Source organism: Halotalea alkalilenta, assembly GCF_001648175.1.
In the GTDB taxonomy this organism is placed as follows: Bacteria; Pseudomonadota; Gammaproteobacteria; order Pseudomonadales; family Halomonadaceae; genus Halotalea; species Halotalea alkalilenta_A.
In genome coordinates this window covers 406145-424838 of the sequence record NZ_CP015243.1, presented here as the reverse complement: position 1 = coordinate 424838, position 18694 = coordinate 406145, and the positions used below count along the sequence as shown (strand labels likewise).

At 65.8% G+C, this 18694-nt stretch carries 16 protein-coding genes and 1 tRNA gene; 7 read left to right on the top strand and 10 right to left on the bottom strand.

Annotated elements, in window-relative coordinates:
- Positions 1 to 60 precede the first annotated feature (60 nt).
- Positions 61 to 921 (bottom strand): YicC/YloC family endoribonuclease, encoded by an 861-nt coding sequence (locus A5892_RS01910; RefSeq protein WP_064121352.1) that lies wholly within the window; start codon positions 919 to 921, stop codon positions 61 to 63.
- Positions 922 to 1059: 138 nt separating this feature from the next.
- Between A5892_RS01910 and rph the strand changes: the two genes are divergently transcribed.
- Complete coding sequence (gene rph / locus A5892_RS01905; protein WP_064121351.1) at positions 1060 to 1779, top strand: ribonuclease PH; 720 nt, start codon at positions 1060 to 1062, stop codon at positions 1777 to 1779.
- A 65-nt stretch (positions 1780 to 1844) separates the two neighbouring features.
- Positions 1845 to 2408 (top strand): menaquinone-dependent protoporphyrinogen IX dehydrogenase, encoded by a 564-nt coding sequence (gene hemG, locus A5892_RS01900; RefSeq protein ID WP_064121350.1) that lies wholly within the window; start codon positions 1845 to 1847, stop codon positions 2406 to 2408.
- 102 nt (positions 2409 to 2510) lie between these two features.
- On the opposite strand, the gene A5892_RS01895 is transcribed toward hemG, so the two are convergent.
- Positions 2511 to 3272 carry an exodeoxyribonuclease III gene (locus A5892_RS01895; protein ID WP_027350975.1) on the bottom strand — a complete coding sequence of 254 codons (762 nt, stop codon included), beginning with the start codon at positions 3270 to 3272 and terminating at the stop codon, positions 2511 to 2513.
- Positions 3273 to 3373: 101 nt separating this feature from the next.
- Here A5892_RS01895 and pyrE point away from each other — a divergent pair, with 101 nt between their 5' ends.
- Complete coding sequence (gene pyrE, locus A5892_RS01890) at positions 3374 to 4042, top strand: orotate phosphoribosyltransferase (protein ID WP_064121349.1); 669 nt, start codon at positions 3374 to 3376, stop codon at positions 4040 to 4042.
- Positions 4043 to 4184: 142 nt separating this feature from the next.
- Positions 4185 to 4739 carry a YfaZ family outer membrane protein gene (locus tag A5892_RS01885; protein ID WP_064121348.1) on the top strand — a complete coding sequence of 185 codons (555 nt, stop codon included), beginning with the start codon at positions 4185 to 4187 and terminating at the stop codon, positions 4737 to 4739.
- A gap of 234 nt (positions 4740 to 4973) precedes the next feature.
- On the opposite strand, the gene A5892_RS01880 is transcribed toward A5892_RS01885, so the two are convergent.
- From A5892_RS01880 to A5892_RS01850, 7 genes are all read right to left on the bottom strand, one after another.
- Positions 4974 to 5750, bottom strand: a complete 777-nt coding sequence (locus A5892_RS01880; protein WP_064121347.1) for an MlaA family lipoprotein — start codon at positions 5748 to 5750, stop codon at positions 4974 to 4976.
- Positions 5751 to 5809: 59 nt separating this feature from the next.
- Positions 5810 to 6604, bottom strand: coding sequence for a MipA/OmpV family protein (locus A5892_RS01875; protein ID WP_064121346.1), 795 nt, complete (start codon positions 6602 to 6604; stop codon positions 5810 to 5812).
- A gap of 112 nt (positions 6605 to 6716) precedes the next feature.
- Positions 6717 to 9824: an efflux RND transporter permease subunit gene (locus A5892_RS01870; RefSeq protein WP_064121345.1), complete on the bottom strand. Its 3108-nt coding sequence runs from the start codon at positions 9822 to 9824 to the stop codon at positions 6717 to 6719.
- Complete coding sequence (locus A5892_RS01865) at positions 9821 to 11011, bottom strand: efflux RND transporter periplasmic adaptor subunit (protein ID WP_064121344.1); 1191 nt, start codon at positions 11009 to 11011, stop codon at positions 9821 to 9823. The genes A5892_RS01870 and A5892_RS01865 overlap by 4 nt, the downstream gene beginning before the upstream one ends.
- On the bottom strand, positions 11008 to 12423 hold the full coding sequence (locus tag A5892_RS01860; protein ID WP_223302769.1) for an efflux transporter outer membrane subunit: 1416 nt from the start codon (positions 12421 to 12423) through the stop codon (positions 11008 to 11010). Before A5892_RS01860 ends, A5892_RS01865 begins: the two co-directional genes overlap by 4 nt.
- Positions 12424 to 12819: 396 nt before the next feature.
- The gene (locus tag A5892_RS01855) at positions 12820 to 14211 is read right to left on the bottom strand and encodes an ATP-binding protein (RefSeq protein ID WP_064121343.1); all 1392 of its coding nucleotides are present in this window, start codon (positions 14209 to 14211) and stop codon (positions 12820 to 12822) included.
- Positions 14208 to 14873 carry a response regulator transcription factor gene (locus A5892_RS01850; protein WP_064121342.1) on the bottom strand — a complete coding sequence of 222 codons (666 nt, stop codon included), beginning with the start codon at positions 14871 to 14873 and terminating at the stop codon, positions 14208 to 14210. Before A5892_RS01850 ends, A5892_RS01855 begins: the two co-directional genes overlap by 4 nt.
- A gap of 375 nt (positions 14874 to 15248) precedes the next feature.
- Here A5892_RS01850 and trmL point away from each other — a divergent pair, with 375 nt between their 5' ends.
- Positions 15249 to 15740, top strand: a complete 492-nt coding sequence (gene trmL / locus A5892_RS01845) for a tRNA (uridine(34)/cytosine(34)/5-carboxymethylaminomethyluridine(34)-2'-O)-methyltransferase TrmL (protein WP_064121341.1) — start codon at positions 15249 to 15251, stop codon at positions 15738 to 15740.
- On the top strand, positions 15737 to 17803 hold the full coding sequence (gene rep / locus A5892_RS01840) for a DNA helicase Rep (protein WP_064121340.1): 2067 nt from the start codon (positions 15737 to 15739) through the stop codon (positions 17801 to 17803). Before trmL ends, rep begins: the two co-directional genes overlap by 4 nt.
- Before the next feature lie 9 nt (positions 17804 to 17812).
- On the opposite strand, the gene A5892_RS01835 is transcribed toward rep, so the two are convergent.
- On the bottom strand, positions 17813 to 18238 hold the full coding sequence (locus A5892_RS01835; protein ID WP_082890219.1) for a c-type cytochrome: 426 nt from the start codon (positions 18236 to 18238) through the stop codon (positions 17813 to 17815).
- Between the two features lie 264 nt (positions 18239 to 18502).
- Here A5892_RS01835 and A5892_RS01830 point away from each other — a divergent pair.
- Positions 18503 to 18579, top strand: a tRNA-Arg gene (locus tag A5892_RS01830).
- Positions 18580 to 18694: the final 115 nt, after the last annotated feature.

Genomic DNA, 18694 nt, shown 5'->3' with positions numbered 1-18694 from the left:
TGCCCGGGATCTCGCGCCGGCGGCATCGGTGCTCGATTGGAGGCGTATGTCGAGCGTCGCTCACTCCAGGTTCTGCACCTGCTCGCGCATCTGCTCGATCAGCACCTTGAGCTCCACCGCACAGAGCGTGGTTTCCTTGACCACCGACTTCGACGATAGCGTGTTGGCTTCGCGGTTGAGCTCCTGCATCAGGAAGTCGAGGCGGCGGCCGATCGGGCCATCGGCGGTGAGCTGATGGCGCACTTCTGCCACGTGGCTGTCGAGCCGGTCGAGTTCTTCCTCGACATCCGCTTTTTGCACCAGGGCTGCCAGTTCGGCGCCGAGGCGCTGCTCATCGAGCTCGATCTCGAGCTCCTGGGCGCGGCGCTCGAGCAGTTCGCGCTGGCGAGCGAGGATCACGGGCATCAGCGTGCGTACCTCCCGCACCTGGGCCTCGATGCCGACCAGACGCGCCTCGATCGATGCGCCGAGCCGCGTGCCTTCGCGCGAGCGGGCCTCCTCGAGGGCGCTGAGGGCACGCTCGAACAGCGCGAGCGCCGCCTGCTCGACCGGAGCCAGGCTGGGTGCTGCATCGCGGGTGACGCCGGGCCAGCCGAGCAGATCGAGCGCGGTGGGCGCGGCGGCCTCGGGCAGCCGTGCACGGATCTCGGCGAGTGCCGCGGCGATGCGCTCCAGCCGCTCGTCGTCGAGGACGAGCGGCTGCTCGCCTGTGTCGGGGCGATAGCGCAGGGTGATTTCCACCTTGCCGCGCTGCAGCCTGTCGCGCAGCCGTTCGCGAAACGCAGGCTCGAGTTGGCGCAGCGGTTCGGCGAGATGGAAGTGCAAATCGAGATAGCGCTGGTTCACCGAGCGCAGCTCGATTGCAAGGCTGCCCCAGTCGGCGTTGGTCTGCTCGCGCGAAAAGCCGGTCATGCTGCGCATCCGTTCGATCTCCTTGGATCTTTGGGTCTTGGCTGGGATTGCCGAGTCTATACGATCGGCGTGCGACGCGGTGGCGGGTTAGAATGGTCGGCCAACGGTCGCTGACGCGACCGCTCCGTCACCCAATGAAGAGTCGATATGCGCCCGAGTGGAAGACAAGCCGACGCCCCCCGCGAGATCCGCCTGACCCGTGAATACACCAAGCATGCCGAAGGCTCGGTGCTGATCGAGTTCGGTGACACCAAGGTGCTCTGCAATGCGAGCATCGAGGAGGGCGTGCCGCGCTGGCTACGCGGCAAGGGCCAGGGCTGGGTCACTGCCGAGTACGGCATGCTGCCGCGCGCCACCCATACTCGCGGCGCGCGTGAAGCCGCGCGAGGCAAACAGGGCGGGCGTACGCTCGAGATCCAGCGGCTGATCGGACGCTCGTTGCGTGCCGCGGTCGATCTGAAGAAGCTCGGTGAATACACCATCACTGTCGACTGCGACGTGATCCAGGCCGACGGCGGCACCCGCACCGCGGCGATCACCGGCGGCTGTGTGGCGCTGATCGACGCCATTCATTACCTCCAGCGCAAGAAGAAGATCAAGACCGATCCCTTCCGCCAGCTGGTCGCCTCGATCTCGGTGGGCGTCTACCGGGGTACGCCGGTGGTCGATCTCGACTACATCGAAGACTCCAGCGCCGACACCGACCTCAACGTGGTGATGACCGGCGAGGGCGGCCTGATCGAGGTACAGGGCACCGCCGAGAAGGCCGCCTTCTCGCGCGTCGAGCTCGATGCGATGCTCGATCTCGCCGAGCGTGCCGGACAGCAGCTGTTCGCTCACCAGCGCGAGGCGCTGGGGCTGATCTGAGCGCTGTCTAACCCATGATCGGCGCTTTGATGTTCGCGGCGCCGTTTCGAGATGGAATCGTCCGTATGAACCCGACCGATGCGACCCGCACGCTGGCGCTTTACAGCTCGCGTGATGGCCAGACCCGGCTGATCGTCTCGACCATCCGCGACCAGCTGGTCGAAGCGGGGCTCGAGTGCGAGCTGCGTGACCTGCACGCCGAGGAGGTACCGGCGCCCGATGATTATTGTGCGGTGCTGATCGGTGCTTCGATCCGCTACGGTAAATTCGACCCCCGCCTGGCGCGCTACGCCGAGCGCCACCGGGAGGCGCTCAACGCGCGCCCCAGCGCCTTCGTCGCGGTCAACCTGACCGCGCGAAAGGCACAAAAACGCACGCCCGAGACCAACGCCTACACCCGCAAGTTCCTCGCCGCGAGTCCTTGGCGGCCCGAGCTCTGCGAGGTGGTGGCGGGCGCGCTGCGCTATCCGCGCTATCGGTTGGTCGACCGGCTGATGATCCAGCTGATCATGCGGATGACCGGTGGGGAGACCGACGCCAGCAAGGAGTTCGAATACACCGACTGGGCCCAGGTCGAGGGCTTCGCCGCACGCTTCGCCAGCCGCATTCATGAGCGGCTCGAGCGCTGAAACGCGAATGCCCCGCCTCCAGTGGGAGGCGGGGCATCGGGGACCGGGTACCGTCGAGCGGAGAAGCCAGCAACGCATTGCGCGAATGAGCGTCGATACGCCCTAGGGTTCGAGGTCGTACTCGACGAACAGCGGCGCGTACTCGGAGAACGTGGCCTCGGTGTCGATCCAGGCGTCCTTCACCGAGCGCTGCAGGTTCGGGCCCACGATCTGGTAGTCGAGCCGCCAGCCGTCCTGGCGATTGCGCGGCACTTCCTGGTCGAGCTTCGGCCAGTAGGTGTACTGATCCGAATCACGGTCGATCTCGCGGAAGGTGTCGATGAAGCCCATCGGACCGAACACCTGGTCCATGAACGCACGCTCCTCGGCGCGAAAGCCCGGCGTGGTCTGGTGCTCGGCCCAATGGCGCACGTCGATGGTCTTGTGCGCGATGTGCCACGTGCCGCAAATGATGTACTCGCGGCGCTTGCGGCGCAGTTTGTTGAGGTAGTCGCTATACTGAGCGATGAACTTGAGCTTGGCTTCCGGCTCCTCGGGCATCAGGAAAGAGGCGACGCTGAACTTGTCATAGTCAGCCTGCAGGAAGCGGCCTTCGTGGTCGCACTGCTCGAAGCCGAGACCATACATGATCGCCTTGGGAATTTGCCGGCAATAGAGCCCGACGCCTGAGAAACCGTCCTGCTCGGCATCGAGGAAATAGCCCTCGTACCCTTCGGGATAGAGAATCTCTTCGCTGAGTTCGAAGCTCTTGACCTGGAGGTTCTGCACGCAGACGACATCGGCGTCCTGCTCGCTCAGCCAGTCGAGAAAGCCTCGATCCACGGCGCTCTTAATACCGTTGACGTTGATGCTGGCAATCTTCATACGTGGTCCCTTAATTTCCGCGCGTGTATGATACCCGAGGTTTGTACTTTTTGGTCAAAAAGCGCCGAGAGAATGATTCGGTCGCCTAGCGGGGCACGTAGATGCACGATTACCAGCGCGAATTCATCGAGTTCGCCATCGCCGAAAATGTCCTTTCCTTTGGCGAGTTCACGCTGAAATCGGGACGAGTGAGCCCGTACTTCTTCAATGCCGGCCGCTTTCGCGGTGGGCGAGCCCTGGCGACGCTGGGTCGCTGCTACGCTGAGGCAATCGAGCGTTCGGGGCTGCACTTCGATGTCCTTTTCGGACCCGCCTACAAAGGCATACCCCTAGCCGCTACCACCTGCGTGGCGCTTGCCGATCGCTTCGACCGTGATGTGGCCTACGCGTTCAATCGTAAAGAGGCGAAGGACCACGGCGAGGGCGGCAGCATCGTTGGTGCCGAACTCGAAGGGCGTGTGTTGATCATAGACGACGTGATCACTGCTGGAACCGCGATTCGCGAATCCATGTCGCTGATCGAGACCCAGGGCGCGACGCCCGCTGGGGTGGTCGTCGCCCTGGACCGCCAGGAACGCGGCAGCGACGACGAACATGGACGCAGTGCGATCCAGGAGGTCGAAGCCGAATTCGGCATTCCGGTGATTCCGATCGTGACGCTCGACGGCATCCTCGAATATCTCGAGACCAAAACCTCGGAAAGCGGTCTCGAACGATATGCTGGAGTCATCCGCGCTTACCGCGAGCGCTATGGCGTCCGGGTAGACTGAGAGCCCCGCCGCTGCGCCCCTGCATGCAGGTCACGACTTTAATGTTTTTTTAAGAAACACTGTTTGATAAGCGCGCTCATTATGCCACCATTCGTGACGACAGACATCTGCTCGTCGCGCAATTGCCATGTGGAGTACGTTCATGATCAAGCAACTCGGCATCGTCTTCGCCTCCGGCGGGCTTTTGCTCGCCAGCCATCAGGCGCTCGCCTTCAGCGTCTCTGCCAATGGCGGCAGGGATTCCTTCGGCCTCGAGGCCAGCCAGTCCATCGCACCCGGCCTGCGTGCCGGGGTCGGCTACCTCAGCACCGACGATAGCGGCAGCAATGCCAAGGCCTACTCCGGTTCGCTGATGTTCTCGCCCTATCTGCCTGGTGTGGATCTCGCGGTCGGCGGACGCTATCAGTACCAGGATACCCACTACGGCAACGGCGGCGGCCTCGGTATCGGCGGCTCGGCCTTCGTCGACACCCCGATCCCGCTCACCTCGGTCGGTGGCTACGGCTTCTATACGCCCTCGGGGCTCAGCCACGGCGACGTCGACAAGAGCTACGAGTACGGCGCCCAGGCGCGGGTCAACTTGCTCTCTCAGACTTACGTCTACGGCGGTTACCGTTACTTCCGCACGGACTTCGAAGGCCGCGGCAACCAGACCCTCGACAGCGGACCGGTTCTCGGCGTCAGCGTCGGTTTCTGACCGAGATTACCTTGCCACATCGATCGGCGCCTCAGGCGCCGATCTTTATTTGTTTCATGATGACTCCAGTACCGCACGTACGCAGGCGAGCGCTGCAAGCCCGCTCTGATCCCGCTGAAAGACCTGCTGAAAGACCCGCTCCATCATGTCTTGCGTCGAAGAGGCTGCCGCCTGGGTTCGACGCAGCTTCATCCGATACCCCAAGCCGGCAATGCAAGTGGCTCTGCGAGTGGATCAGTCACGATTGCTACGCAGGTCCTGTTCGATCTGGCCTTTGCGTCGCTGCGCCCAGGTATCGCGCACGAAGACGTAGTCGTCGAGCGCGTCCTTGCGGACTTGATCCATCGGCAGCATCTGGGCGCGGCCATCGACCATTTGCATGATCGTCAGTTTGTCGGCGACGCCGGATTTGTCGATTTGGCTGATGGGCGACATCGGTGAGTCGACGGCAATGGAAACGGTGTCGCGTACGGTGCGAGGACCAAGCAGCGGCATCACCAGGTAGCGCGAGTCCCGCCAGCCCCAGGTCGCCAGCGTCTGGCCGAAGTCCTCGTCATCGCGCTTGGGCATGCCAATGTGTTCGGCCGGATCGAACACCCCCGCGATGCCGGCCGTGGAGTTGACGACGAATCGCCCAAGCGACGCTCCAGCCTGGCCGGGCCGACCCTGCAACGCCTGGTTGACGGCGGTGGCAGGCAGGCGCAGGTTGCCGAAGAAGCGCGACACACCTGATTGTACCGGGTCTGGCGTGATCGTGTCGTAGCCGACGGCCACCGGCCGTAGTACGAAGCGGTCGAGCACATTGTTGAAGCTGTGCATCTTGCGGTTGAACCCTTCCCAGGGATCTTGCACCGCCGGCGTGGCATTCAGGGCATTGGCGTCCTGCTCCGTTTGTATGACCGTCTTGGGCGGATTGGCGCTGGTCGGCGCCGGCTGCTTCACGGCACTGCTGGTGCAGGCACTGGTACCTAGCACGATCGCGGCCAGCACAAGGGTTTGGATGGCTTTCATTCCGAGATCTCCGGCGCCATAGGTAGCAAGTACCTATGGCGATGGGGCCGATGAGCGTGTCAGAAGCGATAGACGTAGCCGAGCGCCAGCGAAGTGCCGGTACTCTTGTCCACTAGCGGGCTGTCCTTGACGGAGCCGCCGAATCGGGTGGCGCCGAGGTCGACGAACAGCGAGTGGTGGCGCGACGGCGAGTAGTCCATGCGCAGGCCGAACTGCATGTTCGTAGTGGCCTTGCCCTCATAGAAGGCCCGGCCGGCCCGGGCTTCGGAGCGCCGAACGCCGTAGTAGTAGTCGACGTACTCGTCGTCGACCCACTCCGCGGCCAGGCGTGGGGTGAAGCCGAACTTGCCGGTAGCGAATCGACGGTCGATCTGCAGCTTGGCGCGCGTGCCCTTGCTGTTGCCCATGGTATCGGCCAGCACTTCACCGCTGAGGTTCGCGAAATCGGTTTTCCAGGTCACCGCGCCGCCGGCCCACAGGCTGGACTCGCGCTCGTCCATGCCGCTGAGGACCGGAGCATCCTTGGCTTCGTAGCCATCGCCGGACCAGCGGGCGCGCAGGCGGAACGAAAGGGAGTCGGTGGAGTGCAGCTTGACGTCGAACGTGGGGACGGAGGCGCTGATCCACTCGCTTTCGTAGGAGAGCAATGGAAGGGGGAGCACTTCGCGGTCGAAGTCGCGGTAGGGCTTGTCGAGTACGACGGCGCCGATGCCCAGGGTCCACTGGCTGCCGTCCTTGGTCTGGCTTTCCTGCGCGAGGGCGGCCGGGGCCCATGCGGTGCAGAGCGCCACGGCAGCGATGAGGCTCGGCCTGGACGGTGCCAGCGGGCGACGGGAGAATGCTTGTCGAGACATGGGTGGATCCTTTCTGTGGTGCATTGGGGAAAATCTCGTTGCTCTTCGCGGCCTGGCCGCAGGCATGGAACGGGCGGCCCCCGGTTCACGGTCATGCGCGCACGGGGCGAATTCATCGATGCCCTCCTCGGGGAACGGAGGCGTCGGGAGGCGCGGGTCCGTCTGCCGGATCGTCCGCAGCGCGGGGTGTCTTGAAGCGCCGCGCGAGCCAGGCCTCGAAGTCGTGGACGTAGCTGAACACCGCCGGCACGATCACCAGGCTCAGCAGGGTCGACGTGAGCAGGCCGCCGATCACCGCGATCGCCATGGGCTGGCGGAAGCTGGCGTCCGCGCCCAGCCCCAGGGCGATCGGCAACATGCCGGCGATCATGGCGACGGTGGTCATCACGATCGGGCGGGCGCGCTTGTGGCAGGCATCGAGCAGCGCATCGATGACCGACAGGCCGCGCTCCTGGCGCGCCAGCACCGCGTACTCGACCAGCAGGATCGAGTTCTTGGTGACGATGCCCATCAGCATCACCAGGCCGATCATCGACGGCACATCCAGCTGGCTGCCCATCAGCAGCAGCGCGATAAAGGCGCCGCCCAGCGACAGCGGGATCGCCGAGAGGATGGTGATGGGCTGGAAGAAGTCCTTGAACAGCAGGACCAGCACACAGAACATGCAGAGGATGCCGGTGACGATGGCGAGCGTCAGGCCGGATGACAGCTCGGCCGCGACCTCGGCATCGCCCGTCTGGATCAGCGAGACGCCTGGCGCCAGGTTCTGCACGGAGGGCAAGCCATGGGCGATGGCCAATGCCTCACCCAGGGAGCGGCTGCCCAGGTCGGCGGTTACGCTGACGTAGCGTTGGCGATCGTAGCGGTCGATCTGCGCCGGCCCGCTCTCCACGGCGAAGGTGGCCACGCTGGACAAGGGCACCAGGCCGTCGCGCGAGGCCACGCGCAGGCTGGCGAGCGCCGCCATGTCCTGGCGCACGGCGTCGGGGACACGCACCCGGATGCCGATCTGGCGGTTGTCCAGGTTCAGCTTGGCGAGCTGGGCGTCGAAATCGCCGCTGGTGGCCGTGCGCATCAGCTCGCCGATGGCGGCGCTGCTCACGCCGTGCTCCGCCGCCCGATTGAGGTCGGGACGCACGACGATCTCGGGGCGCTCCAGGCTGGCGGTGCTGCGCACGCCGGACAGGCCGGCGGCACGCAACTCCCGGGTGAAGGCATCCACCGTGGTCCTGAGCGCAGCGGGGTTGTCGCTGGTGAGGATCATCTGCAGTTGTTCGCCCGAACCGCCACCGACGGTAAAACGCGCGCCGGGGACGTTCTCCAGCGCCCCGCGCACGGCCTGCTCGATCTCGGACTGGCCGGCGCGCTGCTTGCGCTCGGACAGCACCAGGGTGATCTCGCCCTTGCGCACCTCGGCGACCTGCGCGTCGCCGCCGCTTTCGGCCGCGCCGACCGTGGTGAAGATGTTTTGAATTCCCGGCACTTCGCGCAGCGCCTCGCGCACGCGCTCCGCGATGGCCACGCTGTCGTTGAGCGTGCTGCCCGGCGCCAACTCCAGCGTGACGGTGGAGAAGCCCCGGTCGGAGGGTGGCACCAGCCCGGTGGGCAGCAACGGCAGCAATGCCATCGAGCCGATGAAAAAGGCGGCGGCCGCGGCCATGGTCTTGCCGCGGTGGTGCAGGCACCAGCTCGCCAGCCGCAGGTAGCGCCGCATCAGCGGACCATCCCGCTCGCTGGCGGTGTGCGTTCCGGGCTTGAGCAGCTTGGCCGCCATGACGGGCGTGATCAGCCGCGCCACCATCAGCGAGGCGAGCACGGCGATGACCGCGGTCCAGCCGAACTGCTTGAAGAACAGCCCTGCCACGCCGCCCATGAGGGTGGTCGGCACGAACACCACCACCAGGGTGGCCGTGGTGGCGATCACCGCCAGTGCGATCTCGTTGACCGCATCGGCCGTGGCCTGCATGGTCGACTTGCCCAGGCGCCGGTGGCGTTCGATGTTCTCGATCTCGACGATCGCGTCGTCGACCAGAATGCCGACGATCACCGCCAGCGCGAGCAGTGTCAGGGTATTGAGCGAATAGCCCAGCCACCACATCGCGGCGAAGGCCGGCAGGATCGACAGTGGCAGCGCCGAGGCGGCCACCAGCGTCGCACGCCAATCGCGCAGGAACAGCCAGACCACCAGAACCGCGAGGATCGCGCCCTCGTAGAGCATGGCCATTGAGCCGTCGAACTGTTCGAGCGTGTAGGCCACGCTGCCCGATATCGGGGTGACCTGCAGGGACCTGTGCTGCGCCTGGAGCTCCTGGAGCGCCTGGGTGACGCCCGCGGCGATGCGGGTCTCGTCAAAGCCCTTGGTGCGCTGGATGGTGAAGCCGATGACGGGCTTGCCATCCAGCAGGGCCGCCTGGGTGCGCTCGGCGGCGGTGTCGTGCACGCTGGCGACCTGGTCCAGCCGCACCTTGCCTCCCGTGGCCAGGATGACCGGCATGGCCCGCAGTTCGTCGGCCTGCCGCACGGTGGCCACCGTGCGCAGCGACTGCTCTTCGCCGCCCAGTTGGCCGCGTCCGCCCGAGGAGTCCTGCTGGGTACGGCGCAGCGCGCGCGATACGTCCGCCGCGGTCACCCCCAGTGCGTTCATCCGCACCGGGTCGACCTCCACGCGGATCTCGCGCTGCACGCCGCCCAGGCGTTGCACCCGCCCCACGCCCGGCACATCGACCAGCTTCTTGCTCAGGGTGTCGTCGACGAACCAGGACAGCGCGACCTCGTCCATGTCCTGGGAGCTGATCGAGTAGGTCAGGATCGGGCGGCTGCTGACCGTCTGGGCGCTGACGGCGGGCTGCAGCAGGTCCGTCGGCAGGTCCGAGCGCACGCGGTCGACGGCGTCCTTGGTCTCAATCAGCGCGTCGGACAGCGATTTCTCCAGGGCGAACTCGGCCTGGATCTGCACCTGGCCATCGGTGATCGTGGTGCGGGTATGGCGCAGGCCGGAGACGAGGGCCAGCGAGTCCTCGACCTTGCGGGCAACCTCCGTTTCGAGCTGGGCCGGTGCGGCGCCGGGCTGGGACAGCGTCACCGTGACCGAGGGCAGCTCCATGTCCGGCAGGGCCTGTATCGGCAACTGCCGGAAGCCATACAGGCCCGCCAGCGTCAGCAGCGCGAAGAGCAGCACGGCCGGAATCGGGTTGCGCAGTGACCAGGTGGCGAAATTCATCGCGGCCCCTCCATCGCAGGGGAGGCTGGTGCGTCACCCGCAGCGGGGGCGATCCGCACGGTGTCGCCATCGGCCAACAGACCGGCACCCTGGGCAACGATGCGCTCACCCGTGGCGAGCGCGTCCAGGATCTCGACTTCGCTGCCCTGGCGCCGGCCCACGGTCACGGGCTGGGCCTGGACCCTGGATTCCTCGCCCGCGCTTTCCAGGCGCAAGACGATGCTGCGCCCGTCGCGCACCACCACGCTCGCTGCCGGGACCACCAGCGCGGGGCTGGGGGCGAGCGAGATGCGGCCATCGACGTACATGCCGCCGCGCGCCAGGCTGCCGGGCTCGATGTCCGCGTAAACCACTCCCAGCCGCGAGCGCATGTCCAGCAGCGGCGCGATCTGGCGCACACGGGCCTGCGCACGTTGGCCATCGGGCAATTGCAGGGTCACGGCCTGGCCGATGCTGATGCTGGCGATCTGGGCGGCGGTGAACTCGCCGCGCCATTCGAGCCGGCCCTGACGCACCAGCCGGAACAGCTCCTGGCCGTTGCTGGCGACCGCGCCCAGCGTGGCGCTCAGCGAACTGATCACGCCGTCGTCAGGCGCAAGCACGTCGGCCTGGCGCAGTTGCAGGTGCTTGGCCTCCAACTGGGCCCGGGCGGCGGCGACCTGGGCCCTGGCGGTGATGGCCTCGGTGACGTAGCGCTGTACCTCCTGCTCGCTGATGGCGCCGCTGCCCTTGAGCTGCAGGGCGCGGGTGCGGTTGGCCTCGGCCTGTGCCGCCACGCCTTGCGCCTGGCTGAGTGCCGCCACCAGTTGCGCTTCCTCGGCGCGCAACGTGGCCGTGTCGAAGCGGGCCAGGAGCTGGCCGCGACGCACCACATCACCCACCGCGACATCGAGCCGGGTAATGCTCAGCCCGGAGGTCTGCGCGCCGATGACGGCCTCCTGCCAGGGGACGACCGCACCGCTGGCGTCCAGCGTCCTGGGCCATTGCACTGCGCGCGCAGCAGTGGCCGTCACCGACAGCGAGACCAGGCTGTGCGCCGGGGCCGGCGCGACGTCGCGCGACATGTAGCCCCAGGCGGTGGCAGCGAGTGCCAGCAGGGCGATGCTCGCCAGCGCGACCAGGCCGATCCGGCGCCGCGCGGACGATGCCGGGGCCCTGTGCTTCGGGGAGGGCATGGAGGTGGTCATGACAGCGCACCACCCGTGGTGGCCGCGGTGGCGTGGCCCGAGGCGCGCACCAGCGCGATCCAGGCCCGGCTGCTGTCGTGAGCCGCGGCGATGGCGCTGTCCTGGGCGTTGGCGAGCTGTCGACGTGCGTCTTCGACCTCGAACAAGCTTTCGGCACCGACGTTCCAGCGCGCCTGCGTTGCGTCCAGCACGCGCTGTGCGGCGGTGACGGCGTCCAGCGTGCTGCGCCGGCGCTCGTTGGCCGACGCGATGGCGGCCATGGCGTTCTCGACGTCCTGCGCGGCCGAACGCACCACCAGCCGCAGGTTTTCGTCGGCGGCGCGGTAGCGGGCCTGGGCCGCGTCGACATTGGCCGCGCCCCGGCCACCGTCGAAGAGTGGGCCACCAAGCGTCGGCCCGAGGGACCAGACGGTCTCGCCCAGGGATTGACCGGCGGCCCGCAGCCACTGTCCGCTCAGCGCAGCGGCCAGATCGAGCCGGGGCAGGCGCTCGGCGCGCGCGACCGCGATCTCCGACCAGGCCGCCGCGGCTTCGCGTTCGGCCGCGACCACCGCCGGGTGGGCCGCAAGGACGCTGGCCGGCAGGGCCAGCTGGACCACGGGCGCGGGCGCGATGGCGCTCACCCGCTCGGCCACGCTGGGCGCCCGAGTGTCCATGGCGACCATGGCTTGTACGGCGCCGCGCGGCTGGCCGCTGGCCGCCACCAGTGCGTTGATGTTGCGTGCGCAGGCTTCCTCGCGCGTGGCCAGCGTCGTGCGCGCAGTGGCCAGGCCGCTTTGCGCCCGCGCTTCTTCGATGGGGGCGACGAAGCCAGTGTCCAGCCGCCTGCGGGTCAGCCTGAGGGTCTTTTCGCGCGAGCCGATTTCCTCGCGCAGCACGGCGGTGGACAGCTCGCAGGCGCGCGACGCCAGCACCAGGTCGCCAATCTGCGAGGTCAGCGCCAGCCGCGCAGCCCTGGCATCGGCGTCGCGCGCCTGGAGCCGCTGCATGCCGGCTTCGACCGAGTTGCGTACCCGGCCGAACAGGTCGATCTCCCAGGACAGCCCCAGCCCGAGGCTGCTCTGCGTGCTCAGGGTCGTGCCGCCGCTCGGGCTGTCGGTGTTCAGGCTGCGGGCTCGGGTGGTGTTGCCGTCGATGTCCACGGTGGGCATGCGCTGCGCCGAGGTGGCGCCGAGCAAGGCGCGGGCCTCGTCGACCCTGGCGATGGCTTGAGCGATGCTGGGGCTGTCGGCGAGGGCGGCGTCCACCAAGGCATCGATCGCGGGATCGTTGAGCTGGCGCCACCAGGCCTCATCACCGACTGTGGCCTGCGTCGTTTCCGCGGCGGGCAGGGTCCAGGCCTCGGGCGCCTCCAGGCGCTTCGACTGGTACGGCGCCTGGGTTGCACAACCCGCCAGCACGGCCAGCAGCAATACCGCTATGCCACATGCCCCAACGCGCAGCAGCGGACTGGCACCAGGCAGGCCTGTCCGCCGGTGCAGCAACTGCGGCGCAGCAGTGCCCAGGTCCTGGCGGTAGCCGCGAGGCGCACTCCCCGGCTGCCGGCGCGGAGCGCACTGGGGATAGTCGTGGGGGAGCGCCGTGCCCGAGCTTGGCTTGCGATCCGGCATTGAACGTTCCGATCTCGTGGCGCATCAACACGACGCACCTGTGAGAGCGAATACTGCTCGAGCGGATTTAGGGGATTTTTAGAGTTGTTAGGAATTTTTTAAGCAGCGGGCCATTCTTCAGTAGGAAATGTGAACGGCATGTATCTTGGGCCATTCAAAGAGCCGTGTGGTCCGCCGACCACGACCGGATCGTGTGGATCACTCAGGGAGCTGGGGCTCGTCAACGCCGGGAAACACAATGCGCACCATGAGCCCTCGGTCCTCCAGTCCGGTGCCGGTCTGGATGGTGGCATTGTGCGACTCGGCAATGTCCGCCACCAGCGACAGGCCGATACCGCTGCCGCGCACGGGTGTGCCCGCGACCCGGTGGAAGCGCTCGAAGATGGCCTCGCGCTCCTCGGCCGGAACGCCAGGGCCGTCATCTGCGACTTCCAGGTAGACCATGGGCACCGGCTCGTTCCCCGAGGGTTTCTGGTAACCGCAGCGCACGAGCACGTTGCCTCCTTCGCAGGTGTAGCGCATGGCGTTGTGCATCAGGTTGCGCAGCAGAATGCCGATTTCATCGATGTCGCACGAGATCGTGCAGGCATGCACATCGAGGAAGAGCGAGCGTTGGTTCAGGCTGGCGTAGACCTCGAACTCCTGGGCGACGTGCTGCACCAGTTTGCTCAGATCGGCCGGTACGTGCCTGGGCGCCTTGGCGCCGGCATTGATGCTCGCCAGATCGAGCAGCTGCTCGGACAGCCTTGTGCTGCGCCTGGCGACCACCAGCAGCTTTCTGAGCGCGGCATCTTTGTTCTGGGGATCGGTGGCTCCCAGTGCGATCTCGGCCTGTGCCTGTAAAGCGGACAAGGGGGTGCGTAGTTCATGGGCCGCATCGCCGATGAAGCGACGCTCGCCTTCGATGGCCTCGTCGAGTTGCCTGAGGACGTGATTGAAGGAGTCGACCAATGGATGCAGTTCCCGCGGCAGGCGATCCAGCGGCAAGGGGGTGAAATCGAAGCGACGGCGATGGCGCATCGCCACCCCTAGTGCGCGAACCGGCTTTAGTGCCGCTTGGCTCACGAGCCACATGATGAAACCAGCGATCACGAGCAACACCGTTGCCAGCACAAGCGCGTGGGCTGCCTCGTGGCGCATGTCTGCGTCTACGGCGCTCTGAAGATTACCCACTTGGACGGTTACCCGCCCGGTGCTATCGGATGCAGAGTAGACACGCCACTTTTGGCCTTCTACCAGGGTCGAGGCTGCGCCATCGGCGAAGTCAGGCTGGAGCGGCGACTCGGGCGCCCCTGGAGTACCGGCGACCATCCGGTTGCGATCGACCCAGATCTGGAACACGAGAGGCTCGTGCTCGGTGCCTGGGGCCGTGCGCAGCTTGAGCCCCGGGCCGCCTTCTCCGTCGAAATCGCTATCGGCGGGGATCGTGACCAGTAGTTGGGTCGCTATGGCGCCGAGTTTCTCATCCCAAGTGCTGGCTCGGTTGAGCGAGAACTGCGTGAGCACGACCCCGAGCACTACCGCCCAGCAAAGGGCGATGACCGCGACGATCACCAGTATCAGTTGCGCGTTGAAGGAGCGCGACTTCATGCGGTTGGCTGCCCAATGACGTACCCGAGTCCGTGAACGGTCCGGACCAGGTCGTCCCCGAGCTTGCGGCGCAGCTGGTGGATGAACACGGCAATGGTGTTGCTCTCTACGTTGCTGGACGTACCGTAAACGACATTGTGCAGATGGTCGCGTGTGACGACATGGCCGGCCCGCTCGACCAGGGCGAGCAAAGTGCGGTATTCGTGGGCACTGAGGGCGACCTCGACACTGGCCTTGGTGACTACGCGTTTGCTGCGGTCAATGCGCACGTCGCCGTAGGTAAATACCGGAACGACACGCCCCTGGCTGCGGCGGACCACCGAGCGCACCCGCGCCCAGAGTTCATCGAACTGGAATGGCTTTATCAGATAGTCATCAGCGCCTGCGTCCAAGCCGGCGATGCGCTCGCTGAGTTGGCCGCGTGCGGTGAGGATCAGCACCGGCGTGGCATCGTAACGCCCACGCATGGAACGCAACACGGACAGGCCCGAGTCTCCCGGAAGACCGATATCGAGCAGAACGGCAGCATAGGTATGGTCTATCAGCGCGCTGCGCGCCGCAATTGCATCACCGACATGGTCAATGTGCCAGCCGCTTTGGCGTGCGCCGTCGCAAATGGACTCGCCCAGCATCTGGTCGTCTTCAACGAGGAGAAGGTTCATGTCATGTGGATCCATACCCAAGCACGAGCTTTTAGGAAATCATGCGGTAGGCTCATTAATATCTTTTTAAGACGCTACCGGTTCGGAGACCAACGCCGATTCGCTTCACGCAGCAGTCGCCCGAGCCATGCAAGGAAGTCGTCCTACATTACGCGCTAGACGCTGTGATTACCCAGGATACAGGTGGGTCTCGAGGCGGTCTGCTGAGCTCGGCCAGCTGTTCGATCACGATCCAGAAGAGGAATGAGCATCGAGCGGGCATCGACGAGCGCCCCATCGAGCCATGCGGTATCATCTTTTCTCGCCCGCGCTGCGGGTCGCATGCATGCTTCGCTCCCATTTCCAGGTTGAACAGCTCCCAGGCCGACGCCACCCATGCTCGACATCGTCCTCTTCGAGCCGGAGATCGCGCCCAATACCGGCAACATCATTCGTCTCTGCGCCAACACAGGCTTCAGGCTGCATCTGATCGAACCGCTCGGTTTCGAGCTCGATGACAAGCGTTTGCGCCGGGCCGGGCTCGACTATCACGAGTGGGCGCAGGCCAGGGTGCATGCCGACTATCCGGCCTTTCTCGCCGAAATCGCGCCCAAGCGGATATTCGCGATCACCACCAAGGGTCGGCTGGCCCACGACGCGCCGCGCTATGCGCCGGGAGATGCGCTGCTGTTCGGCCCCGAGAGCCGTGGCTTGCCGAGGGCGCTGATCGAGTCGCTGCCCGAAGCCCAGCGTCTGCGTATCCCGATGCGCGAGAACAGCCGCAGCCTGAATCTTTCCAACGCTTGCGCGGTGATGGTGTACGAATCCTGGCGCCAGCTCGGTTTCACTGGCGCCGTGCCGACCAGCCCAGCAGGAGCGGATCGATGAGCGATGACATCAAGTCGCAGGTCAACAGGCTCAATCCGCGCCAGCAGGAAGCGGTGCGCTACATCGACGGCCCGTGCCTGGTGCTTGCCGGTGCCGGCTCCGGCAAGACCAGCGTGATCACCACTAAGATCGCCTATCTGATTCGCGAATGCGGAATGAGCGCGCGCAAGATCGCCGCGGTGACCTTCACCAACAAGGCCGCGCGCGAGATGAAGGAGCGGGTGAGCAAGATGCTCCCCGGGCGCACCGGTTATGGGCTGACGGTGTCGACCTTCCACACCCTCGGGCTCAACATCATCCGCGCCGAGCTCAAGAGCCTGGGCTATCGCTCGGGCTTCTCGCTGTTCGATCCCGAGGATGCCAAGGCGCTGCTGCGCGATCTGATGCAGAAGGATGCCCAGGTCGATGCCGACCAGATCAACCGCATCCAGCACACCATCTCGGCATGGAAGAACGACCTGGTCACGCCTGGGGATGCGCTTTCCCACGCGGCCAGCGAAGACGAGGCCTTCGCCGCTCGGGTGTTCGAGGCCTACGTGCGCCACCTCAAGGCCTACAATGCGGTCGACTTCGACGACCTGATCTACCTGCCGGCCAAACTGTTCGAGCGTGACGAAGAAGCGCTCGCACGCTGGCGCCGGCGGATCCACTACATGCTGGTCGACGAATACCAGGACACCAACTCAAGCCAGTACAAGCTGGTGCGGCTCCTGATGGCCGAGCGCGAGACCTTCACCGTGGTCGGCGACGACGATCAGTCGATCTACGCCTGGCGCGGCGCGCGGCCAGAGAACCTGGTCCAGCTCGGCGAAGACTTCCCGAGGCTCAAGGTGATCAAGCTGGAGCAGAACTACCGCTCCACCGCGCTGATCCTCCAGGCGGCCAACACCCTGATCGCGAACAATCCCCATGTGTACGAGAAGACCCTCTGGTCACAGATGGGCCAAGGCGACGCGATCCGCATCGTGATGTGCAGGAACGAAGAGGCCGAGACCGAGCGGGTGGCGAGCGAGATCCTCACCCGGCGGATCAAGCTCGGTGCCAAGTGGCGCGACTTCGCGGTGCTCTATCGCGGCAACTTCCAGGCCCGGCTGCTCGAGCTCAAGCTCCAGCACTACCAGATTCCCTACAAGCTCTCGGGTGGTACTTCGTTCTTCTCGCGCAACGAGATCAAGGACGCGATGGCCTATCTCAGGCTCTTGATCAATCCGGCCGACGACAACGCCTTCCTGCGCATCGTCAACGTCCCGCGCCGGGAGATCGGCCCGACCACGATCGAGAAGCTCGCCAACTACGCCGCCTCCCGCGAGACCAGCCTGTTCGCCGCCTGCGCGGAGCTGGGGCTGGGTGAGGTGCTGAATGAAAAAGCGATCCAGCGGCTCGGCTGGTTCAACCAGTTCCTCGAAGGGGTGCGCCGGCGGATGGACCAGGGCAGCGCGATCAGCGCGATCCGCCAGATGTTCGAGGAGATGGACTACGAAGCCTGGCTGCACCAGAACGCCAGCGCCCCGATCGTCGCCGAGAAGCGGATGCAGAACGTCTGGACGCTGATCGACCAGCTCGAACGCTCGATGCGTCCCGGCGACAACGTCACTCCCACCGATGCCGAGGGCGAGGAAGGGGAGACCGACGACGTCGAAGCCGCGATCTCGCGCCTGGTACTGCGCGACATCATGGATCAGCAGGCCGAGGAGGACGACACCGACCGCGTCCAGCTTTTGACCCTGCATGCCTCCAAGGGCCTCGAATATCCCCATGTCTACATCATGGGGCTCGAGGAAGACCTGCTGCCGCACCGCAACGCGATCGAATCCGGCACCGTCGAAGAAGAGCGCCGGCTCGCCTACGTAGGCATCACCCGCGCCCGGCGCACCCTGACCATGACGCTGGCCAAGCAGCGCAAGGCGTTCGGCGAGATGATGCAGTGCACCCCCAGCCGCTTCCTCGACGAACTCCCCGACGAAATCCTCGAATGGGAAGGCCGCGCCGACAAGGAAGACCCCGAGAAGAAACACGAGCGCGGCGCCAGCGCCATCGCCGGACTCAGATCGCTTTTGGGTTGAGGCGGGCGCTCAATCGCTTTGCGCGGTGATGGGCCTGAACAGGTAGTCGACCGCGGCGAACACCTCGTCATCGCTGAGCGCGGCATTGCCACCGCGCGCCGGCATCCCACCGGTGCCATTGAGCGCATTGGCGTAGAGCGTCTCGACGCCCTGGTCGTACAGCCGCGCCAAACGCTCGATGTCACCGCGCTGTGGGCCCCTGCCGCTTTCATGGCATCCGGCGCAGTTGGCGTCGAAGATCGCCTCGCCATCGGGCTGCGCCGCCTGGAGGTGGAACGCCAGGATCAAACCCAGCAGCGCGGCCAGCGCGAACGGCAGGCTCCAAGCGAGCCGCCACAGGCCTTGGCGGCGCCTCATCGATGGTGAAGCCCTTACCCTGAAGCGGCGGGGATGGGGAGAAGTGCGTAACGGTCGGGAAGCGGAGCGCAGTGCCATGCCAACCTCCTCGAGGAGTGAACCTCCGGTATCGTCATCGGTTAGAGTCACACTTGGAGTTGGAGTCGACGCCAAATCGACCCTCGTTCTCAGCGTAGCCCGGCCTGCGCGGAAGGATGAGTTATCCACAGCCAGTCGTAAGCTCAGCTGCGCATAAAGGGATGTGGGTAACCCTATCGAGCGCCTCCCGCCGAGATCAACGAGGTAGACAGACGCGCCCGCACCACGTACGATAACGCGCTGTTTCCAGTTGGAAACGCATGTGCGCCTGTAGCTCAGCTGGATAGAGTACTGCCCTCCGAAGGCAGGGGTCGTGAGTTCGAATCTCGCCAGGCGCGCCAGTATACCTTCCTCGCGGTTCCTCGCGAGGCCAAAAAAGCCCCGAAAAACAGCGAATTAGCTAGTTTTCGGGGCTTTTCCCGTTCTGGGCGTTCCTTGGCATTCCAGCCTCCGATA

Bases quoted from the DNA above. Each gene is read 5' to 3' on its own strand.
- A5892_RS01850 (WP_064121342.1), bottom strand. From the start codon at position 14,873: ATGAACCTTCTCCTCGTTGAAGACGACCAGATGCTGGGCGAGTCCATT.
- A5892_RS01880 (WP_064121347.1), bottom strand. From the start codon at position 5,750: ATGAAAGCCATCCAAACCCTTGTGCTGGCCGCGATCGTGCTAGGTACC.
- A5892_RS01855 (WP_064121343.1), bottom strand. From the start codon at position 14,211: ATGAAGTCGCGCTCCTTCAACGCGCAACTGATACTGGTGATCGTCGCG.
- rep (WP_064121340.1), top strand. From the start codon at position 15,737: ATGAGCGATGACATCAAGTCGCAGGTCAACAGGCTCAATCCGCGCCAG.
- A5892_RS01875 (WP_064121346.1), bottom strand. From the start codon at position 6,604: ATGTCTCGACAAGCATTCTCCCGTCGCCCGCTGGCACCGTCCAGGCCG.
- rph (WP_064121351.1), top strand. From the start codon at position 1,060: ATGCGCCCGAGTGGAAGACAAGCCGACGCCCCCCGCGAGATCCGCCTG.
- hemG (WP_064121350.1), top strand. From the start codon at position 1,845: ATGAACCCGACCGATGCGACCCGCACGCTGGCGCTTTACAGCTCGCGT.
- A5892_RS01835 (WP_082890219.1), bottom strand. From the start codon at position 18,238: ATGGCACTGCGCTCCGCTTCCCGACCGTTACGCACTTCTCCCCATCCC.
- trmL (WP_064121341.1), top strand. From the start codon at position 15,249: ATGCTCGACATCGTCCTCTTCGAGCCGGAGATCGCGCCCAATACCGGC.
- A5892_RS01870 (WP_064121345.1), bottom strand. From the start codon at position 9,824: ATGAATTTCGCCACCTGGTCACTGCGCAACCCGATTCCGGCCGTGCTG.
- A5892_RS01885 (WP_064121348.1), top strand. From the start codon at position 4,185: ATGATCAAGCAACTCGGCATCGTCTTCGCCTCCGGCGGGCTTTTGCTC.
- A5892_RS01895 (WP_027350975.1), bottom strand. From the start codon at position 3,272: ATGAAGATTGCCAGCATCAACGTCAACGGTATTAAGAGCGCCGTGGAT.
- A5892_RS01910 (WP_064121352.1), bottom strand. From the start codon at position 921: ATGCGCAGCATGACCGGCTTTTCGCGCGAGCAGACCAACGCCGACTGG.
- pyrE (WP_064121349.1), top strand. From the start codon at position 3,374: ATGCACGATTACCAGCGCGAATTCATCGAGTTCGCCATCGCCGAAAAT.
- A5892_RS01865 (WP_064121344.1), bottom strand. From the start codon at position 11,011: ATGACCACCTCCATGCCCTCCCCGAAGCACAGGGCCCCGGCATCGTCC.